Raw genomic sequence first — 17,728 nt, 5'->3', positions numbered from 1 at the left:
TCAATCCTCTGATTCCCAGGGCGCCCGCTGCAGGTCTGCGCGGATCGCGGTCGTCGCGGTCTCGGTGACGCCCGACGGCATCACGTCACGGTGCACGAGGGCGAAGCGCGCCTCGCACCCGCGGGCGTTCGGGCCCAGCAACGCGATGGCGCGCGTGCCACCGGGGCCGCGGATGATGCGCGGCACGCTGGCACGCGGCAGGTCGCCCGCCGCCGGCAGCGTCTGGTCGGCGCGCAGCACGAGCCATTCGCCGGGGCGCCCGGCCCAATAGCCGTGGCTCGGATCGGGAGCGTCGGGCGGTGCCTCGATCCAGGCCGGCACGGTGCGCTCGCGCCACATCGGCTCGCTGCATTCGACGACGACCGCGAGCGGCCGCGGCTCGGCGTCGGTGCTCCACAGCACCCGGGTGCGCGGCCAGGCCGGCACCGGCTCGACACCGAGCCCCGCCTGCTGCATCGCCTCATCGACGGCGGCGCCGCTGGGCGCGTCGGGCAGCGCGGCCAGCGCCGCGATCGACGCGACGGCCCGGTGCTCGATCACCGCGCTCGAGGTGAGCGCGGCGAGGTCGCCCACATCGCGGAAGCGCGAGGTGGTGAACCCGACCCGGTGCACCAGGATCGGGTCGGCGCCCGTGGTCTTGACCACGCTGCGGATGTCGACGAGGTAGTCGGTGAGCGGCTCGAAATCGTACTCGAGCGTGAGCGTGTAGACGTTCGTGGCGTCCTCGTCGACGTTGACGCAGCCGAGCCCGCCTTCGCCGACCACCTCCAGCGCCGCCTGCAACCAGGGCTTGACCACTCCATGGGCGCTCTCGAGCGTCGCGAACACGCCGTCGGCGGTGACCGGCAGGGTGAATCCGCCTGCGACGGTGCCACCGCCGGGCGGTTCGGGGTGGTGACCCGATGCCGCGCGCACCGTCACCCGCAGCTCGCGGCCGTACGCGTCGTACAGGCCCGTCACCCGCTGCGTGGCGAACACGATCCGCACCTTCTCCCGCGTGAAGACACCGTCCTCGTCCATGCTCGGGGTGGTGCTCGTGATCCACGGATCGAGGTCGATCGGCGCGGTGCCCTGGGTGCGGAACCGGTAGGTCTGCGGCGCCGGGGCGGCGTTCCAGCCGTCGCCGTCGTCGGCGGCCGCCGGCTGCGTCTCGCTCTCTTTCGACGTCGCCTCCCACTCCACCGCGAGCGTGTAGTCCCGCCCGGGGCGCAGCAACGCCACGTCGTCGGCGCCCTTCGACAGTGCGTTCGACAGTGCGGCACGATCCCGGTCGATGTCGGTCTCGTCCCACTCGTGGCGGAAGGTCTCGCTGGCGAACGTGCCCGTCGCCGCGACGACGTAGAACGGCTCGGTGGCACCCTGTTCGTCATCCTCGTGCCGCCGCCGCCCGATCACGATGCGCGTCGTGCCGTCGGGCACCCGCTTGAGCGGCACGAACGCCGGCAGCAGGGCCTTGCCGAGCCGCCGCAGCCGGCCCGCGATGACGCCGGCATCCCACACCTCACCGGCCCACGGCCCGTCGGCGTCGACCCATTCGTCGGGCAGCCGGTTCGGCGCCCACAGGGCGTCGCCGCCCTCGACCGGGCGCTCGTCGAGCGCCGTGCCGTCGGCGGCCTCGCAGCGGATCACCACGTCGCCGTTCAGGCCGCGCTCATCGACTAGCAGCAGCACCTGGAATCCGGTGAACTCGTCGTCGTCGCGGACGAACGCCACCGCGTCGCCCAGTTCGTGCGGGCGGAAGCCCGCGGCATCCCACGCGATCTTCACCCGCTGCTGATCGGCCTCGGGCCCCCACGGGGCCGGATCGTCGTCGTCGCGGAGGGGCGAGCGCAGCACGACACCGTGGCAGCCGAGGTCGCCCCGCGTGCCGGGGTCGCGGGTGTGGCCGGGCTCCCAGCCGGTGCGCTGGGCGGTGGCCGCGAGGTCGTGCAGCGACCCGCCCGCGGCGAGGTAGTCGGTCGCCGCGTCGAGCGGGATGCCGGATGCCGCAGCATCGGCGCTGAAGGTCGCGGGTGCGATCTGGTCCCAAACCTGGAACGGGTCGGTCGCGGGCACCGCGTCGCGCTGCGGCCGGAAGCACGCCACGATGTCGCGGATCACGCGCGCCGGGGTGGTGCCCTGCATGAGGTCGATGTCGGGCCGGATGCGCCACAGCTCGATCACGCGCACCCGGGTGTCGGCGGGCTGGCCGCGCGTGGTGCCCGGCGGGTCGGGCCAGGCCACGCCGGTGAGGTGCCAGCCGTCGTCGCTCGGGCCGGCCGGGCAGTCGCCGAACGTCCAGAGGATGCGCGCCGGCGGCGCCCCGTCGGCGCACGCGGTGCCCCACTGGTGGCGCACCGTCTCGACCAGGTTCTCGCCGTACGGCACCGCGGTCGGGGTGGCGGTGGGCAGCCAGTCCAGCAGTGCCAGGGTCGGGCCGGCGTGCGGGCCGGTGGTGGCCAGCGGTGTGAGCCAGGTGTGCGGGGTGGCGCCCGGGCCCACCGGCGCACCGCCGCCCGAGACGGTGAGCGAGATCGCCGTCACCCGGTAGCGCCACCACCGATCGCCGACCCGGGTCCACCGGTTGGGCCCGCCGCCGGGCAGGTTCACCGGCGTGGCACCGGCGATCTGCACCTCAGTCCCGACCGCACCGCCGTCCATGTGCGGACCGGTGTGGAACGAGATGATCGGGATCGCGTCGATCGGCACGACCGGCACCGGTTCTGCCGTGCCGTCGCGCGCGGCATCCCCCAGCTTCCCGTCGATCACCTCGCCGGCACCCGAGCCCTCGATCTTCGCGGGCGTGCGGGCGATGATCGAGACGCCCTCGACCAGCTCGCGCGGAGTCGGGGTCGGGGTGGGCGGCTCGCCGATCGTGAGGCTCACGCACCCCTTGACGCTGAAGAAGAAGAAGTCGACGCTGCCGCACACCTCGCCGTACACGTAGGGCTGCTGGGTGGTCGTGCCGTCGGGCAGCCGGCGAGTGCCGACTTCGACGACGAGGCGTGCGCTCGCCGAGATGCCGATGATCCACAGGCGCAGTTCGCCCCGCACGTAGATGATGCCGGCGAGGTAGAAGGGGTCCAGGCCCAGGATCGCGTCGAAGCCCGCGGCCACCTCGAGGTAGAGGCCCACCTGCTTCGACCCCATCAGCACGGCCTGCAGGTGGAAGCCGGTCGCGACGGCGAAGCCCGACGGCACCGACAGCACCGGGTCGGTCTGCAGGGTGATGCCGTTGCCGTGCACCATGAGGTATCCGCTGCCCGAGATGACGTCGAGCACGCTGACGCTGACCCGCTCGGCGGTGGGGAAGCGACCGAGGTCGACGAACCAGTTCTCGGGGTTCTCCGACTCGAAGCTCGCCGTCACCGGCACGCGCACGTGCAGGATGCTCTTGATCTCGTACTCGGCGACGAGGGCGATGAGGATCGATCCGCGCCCGAAGTCGATGTCGAGCACGGCCAGGAACGTGGCCGACTGGTCGCTGCCGAACACGGGCGGCAGGCTCAGCACGTCGGCCTTCATGATGAGCAGCAGCCGCGGGCCGGGCACCTCGATCACGACGATGCCGTCCAGGTGCACGGTGAATCCGCCGTCGACCGTGCCGACCGCGATGCCGGCGGCGAACGCGAACGCCCCGGGCTCGAGCGTCCAGCCCGACGGGTCCATGACCTGGCCGGGGCGCGTGTACTGGTCCTTCACCCAGTCGAGGGCTTTGGTGAGGGATGCCGCATAGGGTGACTCATCGCGCATGTAGTTGACGCCGATGCCGCCCATGAACCCGTAGATGCCCAGCCCCGAGCTGCCGAGCAGGATCGGCACCGGGAACTCCACGCGCCCGCCGATGAGGACGCCCGTGACGCCGCGCGCCGGATCGCGTTCGACGGCCAGCACCGCGGCCACGCGGATGTTCACCGGCGTCACGGTCAGGTCGAACGCGCCCTTGAAGCCGAACTCGGTAAACTCCAGCGACCCCGACCCGTGCAGCGTGCCGGGGATCTCGATGCTGGCGCGCAGCTTGGTCAGCTGCAGGTCGAGCGGCGGCCCGTCCAGCCGCACGCGCACGCGCACCGCGTCGACGCTGACGATGCCGAGGTCGATGCCCAGGCCCACCTCGACCTCGAGATAGGTCGGGTTGTCGCGGCTCACCCGGAACCCGAGGATCCGCAGGATCTCATCCAGCGGCGGCGTCGCGGTGAGCGCGCCGGCGGGCACGTCGAGGCTGTAGCCGCGGCTGGGGTCGAACACCGGCAGCGGAACGTACTCGACGCCACCGGGCGCGGCATCCGTCTCCCACTGCGACCGCACGCCGATCGCCTTGTACCGGGCCACGATCGGCTTCGCGGGGTCGACGCGCACCAGTTCGAGGTCGAAGCTGAAGGCGATCTCGAGGTCGAGCAGGATGGAGATCTGCACTCCCTTGTCGGATGCCGCGGTGATGCCGTCGGGTCCGAGCACGCCCCGCGAGACGACGAGTTCTCCGCCGCGCAGCATGAGCGCGTGCGTGTGCAGCACGTCGCTGGCGCCCAGCGCGACGCTGCCGAGCGCCACGATGGCCCCGGCGGCGGGCGACAATTCGACGGCGCTGGCGGTCAGCGGCGCCATGACGGCGAGCGCCCCGAGGATGTTGAGCACGTTGGGGTCGGCGTCGGCCTCGGTCATGAGGGCCAGGCCGTCGCGGTCCTGCTCGGCGGCGCGGAACTCGCCGGTGACGTCCCACGCGGCGCGGTCTTCGCTCAGCCGCAGCCGCACCAGGAACAGGCAGATACCGTCGGATGGGTTGCGGCCGCCGGTGCGCAGCGGTCCCTCACCGCGCCGCGCGAGCGACGACTCGACGGCCGTCTCGATGTCGAACTCGCCGTAGATCTCGGCGCGCACGAGCGTGTCGCGCACGATCTCCACGCGCACCCCGATCTTGCGGAAGCAGTCGGGGCGCCGGGCTTCGGGCGGCCGAGGGTCGGTGCGCGGCGCGGGCGGCTCGGGTGTGCGCACGATGTCGGCCCGGCATACCTCCTCGGTCGCCGGCAGCGGCTGCCAGTGCGCGACGGCCAGCCACCAGAACGAGGCGCCGGGGGCGGGCCTCGGGCTTATGCCGTCCATGAGGCCGGCGATCACCGAGGTTGAGTTCGCGAACCCCGAGCCGTGCGCGGTGCCGGCCTGCACGTCGGTGAAGCCGGCGCTGCGCAGCGCGCGCACGGCGGCCTCGAGGCGGCGGCGCGAGAGGTCGAGGTTGTGGGCGTCCTGCGCGGTCGAGCCGGGGGCTTCGTGCGACGCGTACCCGTCGACGGTGATGGTCTGCCCGGCGCCGATCTGGGCGATGCGGTTCGCCATCGCCGTCTCGAAGCGCTCGCCGCCTGACGCGCTGGTCGTGCGGGTGGATGCCGGAGTGGTGCGCATGTCGTCGTTGCTGTCGGCCCAGGCGAGGCGGGCATCTTCGCGCGTCTGCTCGGCGGGCGTGAGCGGCGGCACCGGCGCCGGCGAGGGTGCCGGCGGCAGCTGCCCCGCGGTCGGCCGGTCGAAGTGGAACCAGCATCCGGCCGTCTGCGCCACCCCGGCCGGGATGGTGGCGGTCACCTGCACGGGCGCCCCGGCGGCCACGGGCACGGTGAGGGTCTCGCCGGTGTGGGTGCCGCCGGGCCCGGTCCACGCGACGCTGCGCCGCGGCTCGAGCCGCACGGTGACCGTGGTGTCGGTCTCGCCCTCTTTGACGATGACGTGGGTGCCGCGCTGGGTCGGGCGCACCTGCGTGGTCGAACCCGCCGAGCCGCCGGCACCACCGGCATCCGGAGTCGTATCTCGCTGCACGGTGATGGTGCGCACGGTCGCCGGCGACGGGCCCGCGTCGTCGACGGTCACGGTGACGGTGAGTGTGCCGGTGGCCGGCGTCACGATGGGCCGGCGGTCGTCCTCGACGAGGTCGGAGCCCACGCGGATCGACACCTCGACCGGCGCGATGCCGCCCTCGGTGTCGACGACGATCTCGCTGTGCTCGGGCAGCAGCGCCGTGCCGGGGCCGGGGTCGGCGATGTAGCGCCCGCCCGCGCCGCGGAAGCGCACGTGGATGCGCGGCGAGGCCCCGCGGTTGACGACTTCGGCTTCGAAGGTTCCGGTGACGCCGGCGTGCGCGCCGACGCCGATCCAGAGGTTGCGCACTCCGGCGCTGACCGCGATGCCTTCGAGCCCATCGGGGGCGACGAACAGCCGCACTTCGGGCAGGAACAGTCCCTGCCAGGCGTCGGGCTGCACGCGTGCTTCGGCCGGCACGCCCGACGGCCCCGCGCTGCCCGACAGGTCGAGCACGGCGCTGCGGTACGCGAACCCGACGACAGAGCCGGGGCCGATCAGCGCGTACGGCGGTTCCATGCGGACGAACTCGTAGATGTCGTCGGTGCCGCCGCCGGCCGTCGTGGTCGCCGACAGCAGCGTGACCGCGACCGACTGGCCCGCGAGCTGCATGACGCGCAGCCGCAGCTGCGGCACGACGAAGACCACGTCCGGGAAGGCGGGGTCGGGGATCAGCTGGCCCTGCGCATCGAGTTTCGCGCCCACGAGTCCCGGCACCTTGATGGCCGCCAGCGGGGCTGTGATGATGACGCGCCATGCGGATGCCGGGGCCGGCAGCGTGCCGACGGCGACTGTGACGTTCGGGTCGCGCAGCTCGAGGATCGACCCCGCCCCGCCCAGGCCGCCGGTGGTGAGGTCGAGGCCGGGGAGGTCTGTGAGGCTCTGCGTGACCGAGACGACATCCCACGTGCCGAACTCATCGGTCTCGGTTGAGGTGGTGACCGCGTCTGTCAGCTGCTCGAGCAGGGGCCGCAGTCGGTCCGCGCCGCCGCCTTCGCCCGACAGGGAATCCCAGAGGCTCATGGTGCCCCTTTCGCCATGGGGACCGGATGAGCGCGCCCAGATCGCGCACTCTGTGGTCACTCCGAAGAGTGGTGAGCATGCGCCGCTGATACCTCGCGCTCAGGCCCCGCGTCACCGCGATCGCTGCCCCCGCATGCCGTGTGCGCGGCCCATCATCCTCCGCGCGCTCCCCGCCCACAAGCCCCGTGGCGCGCGGCGGAAATGCCCGCGGGGTCACCGTCGCGGATTCCGCGTCTGTCGCAACTTTCGATAGCGTCGAGGTGGCGGGGAGAGCCATGACGCAAGGACGGGATGCGGGGCAATGGTGTCGGATATGACCGATGTCGCGGATATGACTGATGTCGTCGAAACGGCGCGTGCGGCGATGAGACGCGGCGATGGGGATGCGTTCGCGGTGCTGCTGTCGCGGCATCCGCTCGAGTTGTGGTTTGGCATGCACTCCTCGGAGCTGCAGATGATGGCCGATCACGGTGGCGAGGCCGATCCCGAATGGGTCGACCCGGGCACGCTCATGCTGCAGATGATGACGCCCCGCGGGTTGCCCGTCGATGCGGCAGACACCGGCGATCCGGTTCAGCGCGACATGGTCGCGTTCGCCCGCGCCGCGGGCCTGCGGCTGAACGGCGACCCCGTGGGCGCCCTCAAGATCTTGCGCGACCTCGAGGTGATCCGTGCGCCCGCGATCCACCTGGTCGATCCCTCACGGGGGCTGCGTGCCTTCGCTGTCCTCCAGGCCGGGGTGACCGCCATGCTCGCCGGCGAATTCACTGCCGCCCTCGCGATGTTCGACAAGTCGCTGGTGTACCCCACGTCGCCCGCGCTGGCATTCTTCAACCGTGACGCGCACCTGCGGTCGGCGATCATCCACGCGCTTCACGGCGACCGTGCTCAAGCCCAGGCCCGGTGCGAAGCGGCGCAGGCCGTGCCGCGCACCAGCAGCTGGGCTGAGGACCTGCTCGATGTCGACGAGCGGCTCGTGTGCGCACTGCTGCGCCCCGACATCGAGGCGGAGGAGGCGTTCGGCGAACTGCTCGCGATACCGATTCCCGCGATGCACGAACTCTGGCCCTTCTATGTCACCGCGACCCATCGGCTCGGCGTCATCTCGGGCCAGCGCGGTGCACTGCGCGCTCGCATCGATCAGTTCGATGCCATGGGTCTCATCGGTGCCGAGGGGACTGGGATTCCCGGTGTCACGCTGCCCGCCGTCCGGATGATCGACGCGATCCTGGCCGGCGAAGCGCCGCGCGACGAGGACATCGCCGTCGCAACCCGGGTCAGCGTGCTGGGCGCACTGTGGGCGACGGTGACCGGTGACGCCGACCGCGGTGCTGAGCTTGCCGAGGCGGGAGCCGACCGACCGTGGGTTCTGCCGCAGACCGAGAATCTGCGGCTGGTCGTCGCTGCGTTCGCGCATGACGCGCGTGGCGACGCTGCCGCCGCGCACGAGGCGCTCACCCGCGCGGCTCCGCATATCGACGGGTTCGCCTATGCGCTGCTCAACAGCGTTGCCCCGGCGCTCTCTGCGCGTGCGGCACTGACCGTCGAGGGTTGGCCGGCTCCCACGGTGGCGGTGTCTGCGCGTGAGGTCGAGGTGCTTGCCGCGCTCGCACAGGGGGCGACGCGCACAGAGATCGCCCAGCGCCTGTTCGTGTCGGTCAATACGGTCAAGTCGCATCAGCGCTCGCTGTACCGCAAGTTCGAGGTGAACACGAAAGCGGATGCAATCCGCGAAGGGCACCGTCGCGGCCTCCTCTGACCGAACGAGGAGGGGTGAGTTCGGGGGTGAATTCGCCTCGAATGCGTCCGATTACACAGGAAAAGGTCCTGACGGCGGTCATCGGCTGGATACGGTGAGAACAGATCAACGAGGCGTGCGCCGACCCGGCCACCCCTCGTCGCACTGGGGGAGAAGTATCCGACGGCCGGGAGGGCCGAAGGTTCTTGGTCTGGCCACCTGACGTCGTCTGACGCATCGCCGATAGGCATGCGCTGCGCCGAAGGTCGCTGTGGCGCGCTCCCCGGCATCCACGCACTGGGAGAATGATGTCTACATACGCACTTTCCGCATCTTCCGAACCTCGACGACGGCCGCGTCTGTTCGCGTTCCTGGCCGGAGTACTCGCAGTGCTCCTGAGCGTCGGAGGGCTCGCCGCGCCGGCGATGGCTGCCGGTGGCTCGGTGATCGTCATCACACCCGAAAGCGGAAACTCGCACAACGGGCTGCCCGTGTTCGAGAGCGGGACAGAGTACGACCTGGCGATCGGCTACGGCAGCATGAACGACGGCCAGGTCTCGGTGGTCGAGGTGCCGGACGGCGTGACCATCCCCGCCGCGGCGCTCGTGGTGCCACCGGGAAACACCGCCGTGGCGGGCCTCGCTCTCGACGACGAGGGCAACCTGGTCATCACGTTTGCCGACCCGTTCCCCACCGACATCAATCAGGGTCAGCTCGACCTCAAGTTCGTGCTCGACATCGTCGGCACCACCGACGTGCGCGAGCTCACCTGGGGCGCCGGTGAAGGCTCCACCCAGGAGATCATCGTCACCAAGCCGGGTGACCAGCCGCAGCCGACGACCACCCGGTCGGCCAAGACCAGCCCCGGCTTCTCGCCCGCCCTGCCCGCAGGAACGGTGTCGTACGACACGGCAACCGGGCAGATCGTCATCGACGAGACCGCACTGGCCGCCGCCGAGATCGTCTACACGATCACCGTCGACAGCAAGGAGGCGCGCGACGTCACGATCGCCGACGCGCTCGGCGCCCACCTCACCCTCGTGCCCGGTTCGCTGACCGGCAGCAAGACCGTGCGGGACGACAATGACTTCAACCCCGAGGTGACCGCCCTCAGCGGCCTGCCCGACATCAGCGGAACCGGTTGGGACTACACGTTCGAAGCCGAAGCCAACTCGCAGTACACGTTCACGTACAAGGCGAAGATCGCCGACACCGCTGCCCTGCGTGCGCAGCTGCAGACCCAGGCCGAGCCCATCATCGCGGCCGGTGATGGCGGAAACGTCAACGTCGCGCTGGGCAACACCGCCACCGTCAACCTCGTCGAGCACACGACGAGCACCACCATCGGTACGACCGTTCCGGCCGAGCCGCGGCCGAACCCCGGTCAGCTGTTCGGCAAGACCAGCAGCGTGCCCGGCCCGGTCACCGTCGAGGTGAACGCGGACGGCACTCTCGTCGATCCCGTACCCGTGACCTATACGCTCTCCGCCGACCTCACCGGCTTCGCGGCCTTCGCCGACGGGCGCTTCAGCCTCGATCGCAATGTCGTCATCCGTGACGTGCTGCCCAGCGGCGTGCACTGGCTGACCGGCGACGGCGCATTCATCACCGCCACCGGCATCACCCTGACACCGGCTGCGCCCGGCACCACGGCCGCCCAGCTTGCCGGCGACGACTACGTGGGCCAGTACCTCGTCGACGGACAGACTCTGCTCGTCAACGTGGGCAAGAACACCGCGACCGCCGCGACCATCCAGGTCAAGGCCGCGATCCGCTCGGTCGCCCAGATCACACCCGGTGTGAGCCAGAGCCAGATCACCTACTCGCCCACCAACGAGGCGTGGTTCCAGTACACCGGCACCGGTGACGGACACCGCACGACCGCGACCACGCAGCTGCGGGAGGCCGCCCCGACGCCGAGCTTCGGCAAGACCACGAACCTCCCCGAGAACACCCGGATCGATGTGAATGACGACGGGGACCTCGTCACTCCCGTGCCATTGACGTACACCCTCTCGGCTGACCTCACCTCGTTCGCCGGCCTCGCCGACACCCGCCATGCGCTCACCAGCAACGTCATCGTCACCGACACGCTGCCCGCCACCACCCGGTGGGTGACCGAGGATGCGGAGTTCCTCTCCGCCTCGGGTATCGCACTGACCGAGGCGACGGGTGCCGTCGACGCCACCACCTTCGCCGGTGATGCCTATGCCGGCCAGTACCTGGTGGACGGGCAGACGCTGCGCATCAACCTCGGTCACGCGACCGGGGCCGCGGTGGCGATCACGGCGAAGGCCGAGATCACCACCCTCGACGGTGTCACCCGCGTCACCAGCGGCGGTGACGTCCCGTACACGGCCGACGCCATCTACCGTGGACCGGGCAACACCGCCGCGTTCACGTACACCGATTCGACGTCACGCACGGTCGAACAGTCGGTGACGCACCGACTGATCGATCCGAAGGCTCCCGGCACCGAGATCGATCACGCCCAGTCGTTCAACAAGACCGCGCCCGCTGGACCGATCCAGGCGACGTCCGGTCAGTCCGTCGACGTGCCGTTCACGTTCACGGTCGGCAACGGCGTCGGCGACATCACGAAGTCGGTCATCACCGACTTCGTCGACCACAGCGTGTTCGACGTGACCGAGGCTAACCTCAGCGAGATCTCCGACGGGATCGTCGTCACGTATGAGTGGTACCCGCCGAATCGACTGGGTTGGGGGTCGGCGTACGACCTCGACGCGACGTACTGGGATCTCACCCTGAACGGCGACGGCGACCTCGAGTGGCGCGTCAACGAGAAGTTCGCCGACGCGATTGACTCCCTCGCGGCGGAAACAGCCACGAACCGGCAGTTCACCGTCACGATCACCCTGCCCACCAAGCCGCTCGTGGGGAAGCAGACGATGACCGTCGTCAACAACGCGTCCTACAGCGGCGCGGACATCGAGTATGTCTACACGTCGAGCTCGTCGGCGTCGGCGACGACGTTCGGCACCGAGATGGAGTTGCGCAAGCGCGCCTACGACCGCGCCAACGACCGCTACACCAGCAACCTGCGCGCCGAGATCGACGCTGACGGCGAACTCGTCGAGGACGAGTTCATCTATCGCATCGAGATGATTCCGCACGGCACGTTCAGCAGCATGGTCACCGACATCGTCGACGTGCTGCCTGCCGGGCTCGAGTTCATCGGGTTCGTCAATCCCGCTGACGTGCCCAGCGGCAATACCGCGGGCACGGGTCCGTACACGATTCCGGGCACCTCGCTCCAGGTCACATTCGACGCTGCAGACAACACGGTGACCATCGAGCGCGGACGCCTCACCATCGGCACGACGGTCGCGCTGTTCTTCAAGGTGCGCCTGGCCGAGTGGGATCGCAACGTCGGCATCACCAACGTGATCGGCGGTACGAGCACCACCATCACCCCGACCGACGGGTACCCGCTGGAGATCAGCAAGCTGTCCACGGTCGACGCTGATGCGCTGCTCGATGGTGGCGTGTTCGAGGTGCGCGACGCCGATGGCGACGTCGTCTTGTCCGGCCTGGTCGCCATCGACGGCAAACTGCGCGACGTCTCGAGCGGCGATCCGGAGGTGCCGACCGTGAGCACCCCCGGTTCGTACACCGTGCACGAGATCAGTGCGCCGGCGGGCTACGTCGCCGAGGCGACCAGCGCTCCGGTCGAGGTCGCTGCCGACGGTGAATCCGCCGAGGTCCGTCTCTACAACGAGCCGGTGCCGGTGGGTTCGGTGGAGCTGTCGAAGACGGTTGCGGGTCTGCCGTCGGATCTCGGGCCGGATGAGTTCCCGGTGACGCTGTCGTGGACGGTCGACGGTGTCAACGAGTCTGTCGTCGTGGACCTGCCTGCTGACGGCACTGTGGTCGATGGTCCGCAGAATCTGCCGGTGGGCACGGTTGTGACGGTGGTCGAGGATGCCGCTGCCGCGGCTGTTGCCGGGTACACGCTGGACACGACGATCTCCGCTGCGGAGATCACGGTGGTCGAGGGTGCGAACGTGGTGACGGTCACCAACACCTACACCGAGATCCCGGTGGGCTCGATCGAGCTGTCGAAGACGGTTGCGGGTCTGCCGTCGGATCTCGGGCCGGATGAGTTCCCGGTGACGCTGTCGTGGACGGTCGACGGTGTCGACGAGTCTGTCGTGGTGGACCTGCCTGCTGACGGCACGTCGGTCGATGGTCCGCAGGACCTGCCTGTCGGCACGGTCGTCACGGTGGCGGAGGACGCGGCGGCTGCGGCGGTCGCCGGGTATGGCCTGTCGATCACGCAGAGCGACCTGACGGTCGTCGAAGGCGTCAACGCGGTGACGGTGACGAACACGTACACGGAGATTCCGGTGCCGCCGGTGGGTTCGATCGAGGTCTCGAAGACGGTTGCGGGTCTGCCGTCGGGTGAGGGCCCGGATGAGTTCCCGGTGACGCTGTCGTGGACGGTCGACGGTGTCGCTGACTCGATGATCGTCGATCTGCCTGCTGATGGCACTGTGGTCGATGGTCCGCAGGACCTGCCTGTCGGCACGGTCGTCACGGTGGCGGAGGACGCGGCGGCTGCGGCGGTCGCCGGGTATGGCCTGTCGATCACGCAGAGCGACCTGACGGTCGTCGAAGGCGTCAACGCGGTCACCGTGACGAACACGTACACGGAGATCCCGGTGCCGCCGGTGGGTTCGATCGAGGTCTCGAAGACGGTTGCGGGTCTGCCGTCGGGTGAGGGCCCGGATGAGTTCCCGGTGACGCTGTCGTGGACGGTCGACGGTGTCGCTGACTCGATGATCGTCGATCTGCCTGCTGATGGCACTGTGGTCGATGGTCCGCAGGACCTGCCTGTCGGCACGGTCGTCACGGTGGCGGAGGACGCGGCGGCTGCGGCGGTCGCCGGGTATGGCCTGTCGATCACGCAGAGCGACCTGACGGTCGTCGAAGGCGTCAACGCGGTGACGGTGACGAACACGTACACGGAGATTCCGGTGCCGCCGGTGGGTTCGATCGAGCTGTCGAAGACGGTTGCGGGTCTGCCGTCGGATCTCGGGCCGGATGAGTTCCCGGTGACGCTGTCGTGGACGGTCGACGGTGTCGACGAGTCTGTCGTGGTGAACCTGCCTGCTGACGGCACGTCGGTCGATGGTCCGCAGGACCTGCCCGTCGGCACGGTCGTCACCGTGGTCGAGGACGCCGCTACCGCGGCAGTCGCCGGGTACACGCTGGACACCACCATCTCCGCCGAGGAGATCACGGTCGTCGAAGGCGTCAACGCGGTCATCGTGACGAACACGTACACGGAGATCCCGGTGCCGCCGGTGGGTTCGATCGAGCTGTCGAAGACGGTTGCGGGTCTGCCGTCGGGTGAGGGCCCGGACGAGTTCCCGGTGACGCTGTCGTGGACGGTCGACGGCGTCGACGAGTCTGTCGTGGTGAACCTGCCCGCTGATGGCACTGTGGTTGATGGTCCGCAGGACCTGCCTGTCGGCACGGTTGTCACCGTAGTCGAGGATGCCGCTGCTGCGGCGGTCGCCGGGTACACGCTCGACACCACCATCTCCGCCGAGGAGATCACGGTCGTCGAAGGCGTCAACGCGGTCACCGTGACCAACACCTACACCGAGATCACTGTCGAGCCGGTCGACCCCGGCGTTGACCCGGTCGACCCCGGCGCTGACCCGGTCGACCCACCCGTGGACGCTGGGGACGACTCGGTGGACTCGGGTGATGCGGAGCCCTCGATGCCGGCCACCGGCGGGACGCTGCCGATCGGCGTGGGCGTGGGCGGCCTTGTGCTGCTGAGCCTCGGGCTCTGGCTGGTGGTACGCCGCCGCCGCGCGGTCAGCTGACCGCATCCGACCCCGGTCGAGGAACCAGATCGCGCCGAGACGCCACACTTCCCGTGGCGTCTCGGCGTGCTCCTCTCCTCATCCGGAACGTCGTCCGATCGACGATGAAGAATATCCGCCCGTCGCGGTCGTCGTAGAACACGCCGATGCCGATGATGCAGCTCGAGACGAACAGGATGCCGCGTGCCGGCCGCTTTGGACACCGGCATCCCCATGGCGTAGACTCTTGCTTTGGTGTCGGCTCAGCTGACCCGGCACCACGAACGTGAGCCCTCCACTGGCAGCGTTCTTGCTGATTTCCTCGGCGAGAACCACCCCGGAGTGGGATTCACGAACCTCTCCGTTCGAATCAAGAAAGCAGCACTACTGTGACGCGCACGTACACCCCCAAGGTCGGTGAAGTGACCCGCGAGTGGCTGGTCATCGACGCAACCGACGTCGTCCTCGGCCGCCTGGCCTCGCACGCCGCGACCCTTCTCCGTGGCAAGCACAAGCCCACCTTCGCGAACCACGTCGACACCGGTGACTTCGTCATCATCGTCAACGCCGAGAAGGTGGCCCTCACCGGTCAGAAGCTCCAGAAGAAGCGGGCCTACCGCCACTCGGGTTACCCGGGCGGCCTCAAGTCGGTCTCGTACGAGGAGCTCCTCGAGAAGAACCCCGTCCGCGCGGTCGAGAAGGCCGTCCGCGGCATGCTGCCCAAGAACAGCCTGGGCCGCGACCAGCTCTCGAAGCTGAAGGTGTACGCCGGTGGCGAGCACCCCCACGCTGCACAGCAGCCCACCCCGTACACACTCGACCAGGTCGCCCAGTAAGCGCCGCCGAAAAGACCAAGGACATATCTGATGGCGAAGATCGCTGACTCCATCGAGGAGACCCCCCAGAATTACTCCACCGAGACCCCGGCCACCGAGGCCGAGGCCGCAGCGCCCCGCCCGGTGCTCTCGGTTCCCGGTGCGGCCGTCGGCCGCCGCAAGCAGGCCATCGCCCGCGTGCGCCTGATCCCCGGTTCGGGCACAATCACGGTCAACGGCCGTGCGCTCGAGGACTACTTCCCGAACAAGCTGCACCAGCAGCTGATCACCGACCCGTTCACGGTGCTGAACCTGACCGGCGCGTACGACGTCATCGCCCGCATCTCGGGTGGCGGCGACAGCGGCCAGGCCGGCGCGCTGCGCCTGGGCATCGCCCGTTCGCTCAACCAGATCGACGCCGAGAACAACCGCGCCACCCTGAAGAAGGCCGGCTTCCTCTCGCGTGACGCCCGCGTCATCGAGCGCAAGAAGGCCGGTCTCAAGAAGGCCCGTAAGGCTCCGCAGTACTCGAAGCGCTAAGCATTCATGGCGCTGTTCGGTACCGACGGTGTCCGTGGCCTCGCCAACGGCACCCTCACCGCTGACCTCGCACTCACCCTGGCCCAGGCGACCGCTGTCGTCCTGGGCCAGGGGCGTATTGCCGAGGCGCGACTCGCCACCGGCAAGCGGCTCACCGCCGTCATCGCGCGCGACCCGCGCGTCTCGGGGGCCTTCCTCAGTGCGGCTGTCGAAGCGGGTCTGGCTTCGTCTGGTGTGGATGTGCTGGATGCCGGTGTGCTCCCCACCCCCGCCGCCGCCTTCCTCATCGCCGACATCGACGCCGACTTCGGCGTCATGATCTCGGCGTCACACAACCCCGCCCCCGACAACGGGATCAAGATCTTCGCACGCGGCGGCGTCAAGCTGCCCGACGAGGTCGAGGCGCGCATCGAAGAGGCGATGGCCGGCCCGAAGCTGCAGCCCACTGGTGCTTCGGTAGGCCGGGTGAGTCGGTTCTCCGACGCCGAAGACCGCTATGCATTGCACCTGCTCGCCTCGCTGCCGAATCGTCTCAACGGCCTCCACGTGGTGCTGGATTGCGCCAACGGTGCCGCGTCGGGCGTGTCGCCTGAAGTCTTCCGCACTGCCGGCGCCCGGGTGACCGTGATCGGTGCCGACCCCGACGGCATCAACATCAACGAGGGTGTCGGTTCCACCCACCTCGACGTTCTCGCGGCCGAGGTCGTACGCACCGGCGCCGACGTCGGCATCGCCCACGACGGCGACGCCGACCGATGCCTCGCGGTGGACGCCTCGGGCAACGTGGTCGACGGCGACAAGATCATGGCGATACTCGCGCTGGCGATGAAGCGCCGCGGACACCTGCCGGCCGACACGCTGGTGACGACCGTCATGAGCAACCTCGGCCTGCACCGCGCGATGACCGAGCACGGCATCACCGTCGAGACCACCGCCGTCGGCGACCGCTACGTGCTCGAGCGCATGAACCAGGGACGCTTCGGGCTCGGCGGCGAGCAGAGCGGCCACGTCATCATGAGCGAGTTCGCCACCACCGGCGACGGCGTGCTGACCGGCCTGCACCTGTGCGCCGAGATGGCCCGCAGCGGCAAGACGCTCGCCGAACTCGCGCAGGTCATGACCGTGTTCCCGCAGGTGCTGATCAACGTGCGCGGCGTCGAGCGGTCGCGGGCGACGGATGCCGACGTCGTCGCCGCAGCGGATGCCGCAACCGCAGCGCTGGGCGACAGTGGACGCGTGCTGCTGCGGCCCTCCGGCACCGAGCAGATGGTGCGCGTCATGGTCGAGGCGTCGACCCACGATGAGGCGCAGCGCGTCGCAGACGAGCTCGCGGAGGTCGTGCGGGGCTGACGGTCTGGCATCCACTACTCGGATCCGAATGCCAGAGGCTCCTCCCCACAGGGACCTTGGCGTGACCTGTCCACAGATCCGGGTTGCGGCAGTAGCATCGCTGCAGGCTGCTGGCACCGTAGAGCCATGTGTCGCACAATGAAGGCATGGACATCATGACCGAGCCGCAGACGTGGGTGCTGATCGGCGTGTTCACCACGATCATGGTCGGCGGGATGACCCTCATGACCACGCTGATCAACCGTGCCACGACGAACGCCATCGACGGGGTCAACGGTCGGATCGACGGGGTGATCGGTCGCTTCGATGGAGTGAATGGTCAGATCGACGGGGTGATCGGTCGCTTCGATGGAGTGAATGGTCAGATCGAAGGGGTGAACGGCCGTATCGACGGGCTCGTCGTCGGACTGAGCAGTCGCATCGATGGGCTGAGCGGTGAGCTACGGGGCGAGATCAAGGGTGTCAACGGGCGTATCGACGGCCTGCGCGGTGAGATGAACGCACGGTTCGAGGCGCTCGACCAGCGCATCGACCACCTCGACAGCGACATCGCCGCGGTCGCGAAGCGCGTGTTCGGCGATCCGCGACCCGAGGCGTGAGCT

The 17,728-nt window shown here is 69.5% G+C and carries 7 protein-coding genes; 6 read left to right on the top strand and 1 reads right to left on the bottom strand.

The features are described from left to right. Entirely contained in the window at positions 1-6,846 is a 6,846-nt protein-coding gene (locus tag BKA10_RS09355) for a hypothetical protein (protein WP_183499644.1), read from the bottom strand. A gap of 313 nt (positions 6,847-7,159) precedes the next feature. Here BKA10_RS09355 and BKA10_RS09350 point away from each other — a divergent pair, with 313 nt between their 5' ends. The 6 genes from BKA10_RS09350 to BKA10_RS09325 all read left to right on the top strand — a co-directional run bounded on the left by BKA10_RS09350 (position 7,160) and on the right by BKA10_RS09325 (position 17,725). Further along, positions 7,160-8,605 (top strand): response regulator transcription factor, encoded by a 1,446-nt coding sequence (locus BKA10_RS09350; RefSeq protein WP_183499643.1) that lies wholly within the window; start codon positions 7,160-7,162, stop codon positions 8,603-8,605. Between the two features lie 368 nt (positions 8,606-8,973). Then, a complete protein-coding gene (locus tag BKA10_RS09345; RefSeq protein ID WP_183499642.1) occupies positions 8,974-14,442 on the top strand; it encodes a DUF5979 domain-containing protein in 5,469 nt (1,822 codons plus the stop codon). A gap of 368 nt (positions 14,443-14,810) precedes the next feature. After that, positions 14,811-15,257, top strand: coding sequence for a 50S ribosomal protein L13 (gene rplM, locus BKA10_RS09340; protein WP_183499641.1), 447 nt, complete (start codon positions 14,811-14,813; stop codon positions 15,255-15,257). 30 nt (positions 15,258-15,287) lie between these two features. Next, positions 15,288-15,776: a 30S ribosomal protein S9 gene (gene rpsI, locus BKA10_RS09335; RefSeq protein WP_183499640.1), complete on the top strand. Its 489-nt coding sequence runs from the start codon at positions 15,288-15,290 to the stop codon at positions 15,774-15,776. A 6-nt stretch (positions 15,777-15,782) separates the two neighbouring features. After that, the gene (glmM, locus tag BKA10_RS09330; protein ID WP_183499639.1) at positions 15,783-17,126 is read left to right on the top strand and encodes a phosphoglucosamine mutase; all 1,344 of its coding nucleotides are present in this window, start codon (positions 15,783-15,785) and stop codon (positions 17,124-17,126) included. A gap of 146 nt (positions 17,127-17,272) precedes the next feature. Continuing rightward, complete coding sequence (locus BKA10_RS09325; RefSeq protein ID WP_183499638.1) at positions 17,273-17,725, top strand: hypothetical protein; 453 nt, start codon at positions 17,273-17,275, stop codon at positions 17,723-17,725. The last annotated feature ends 3 nt before the right edge of the window (positions 17,726-17,728 follow it).

This window comes from Microbacterium invictum, from assembly GCF_014197265.1.
Classification (GTDB): domain Bacteria; phylum Actinomycetota; class Actinomycetes; order Actinomycetales; family Microbacteriaceae; genus Microbacterium; species Microbacterium invictum.
This window is presented reverse-complemented; position numbering and strand designations above follow the sequence as displayed.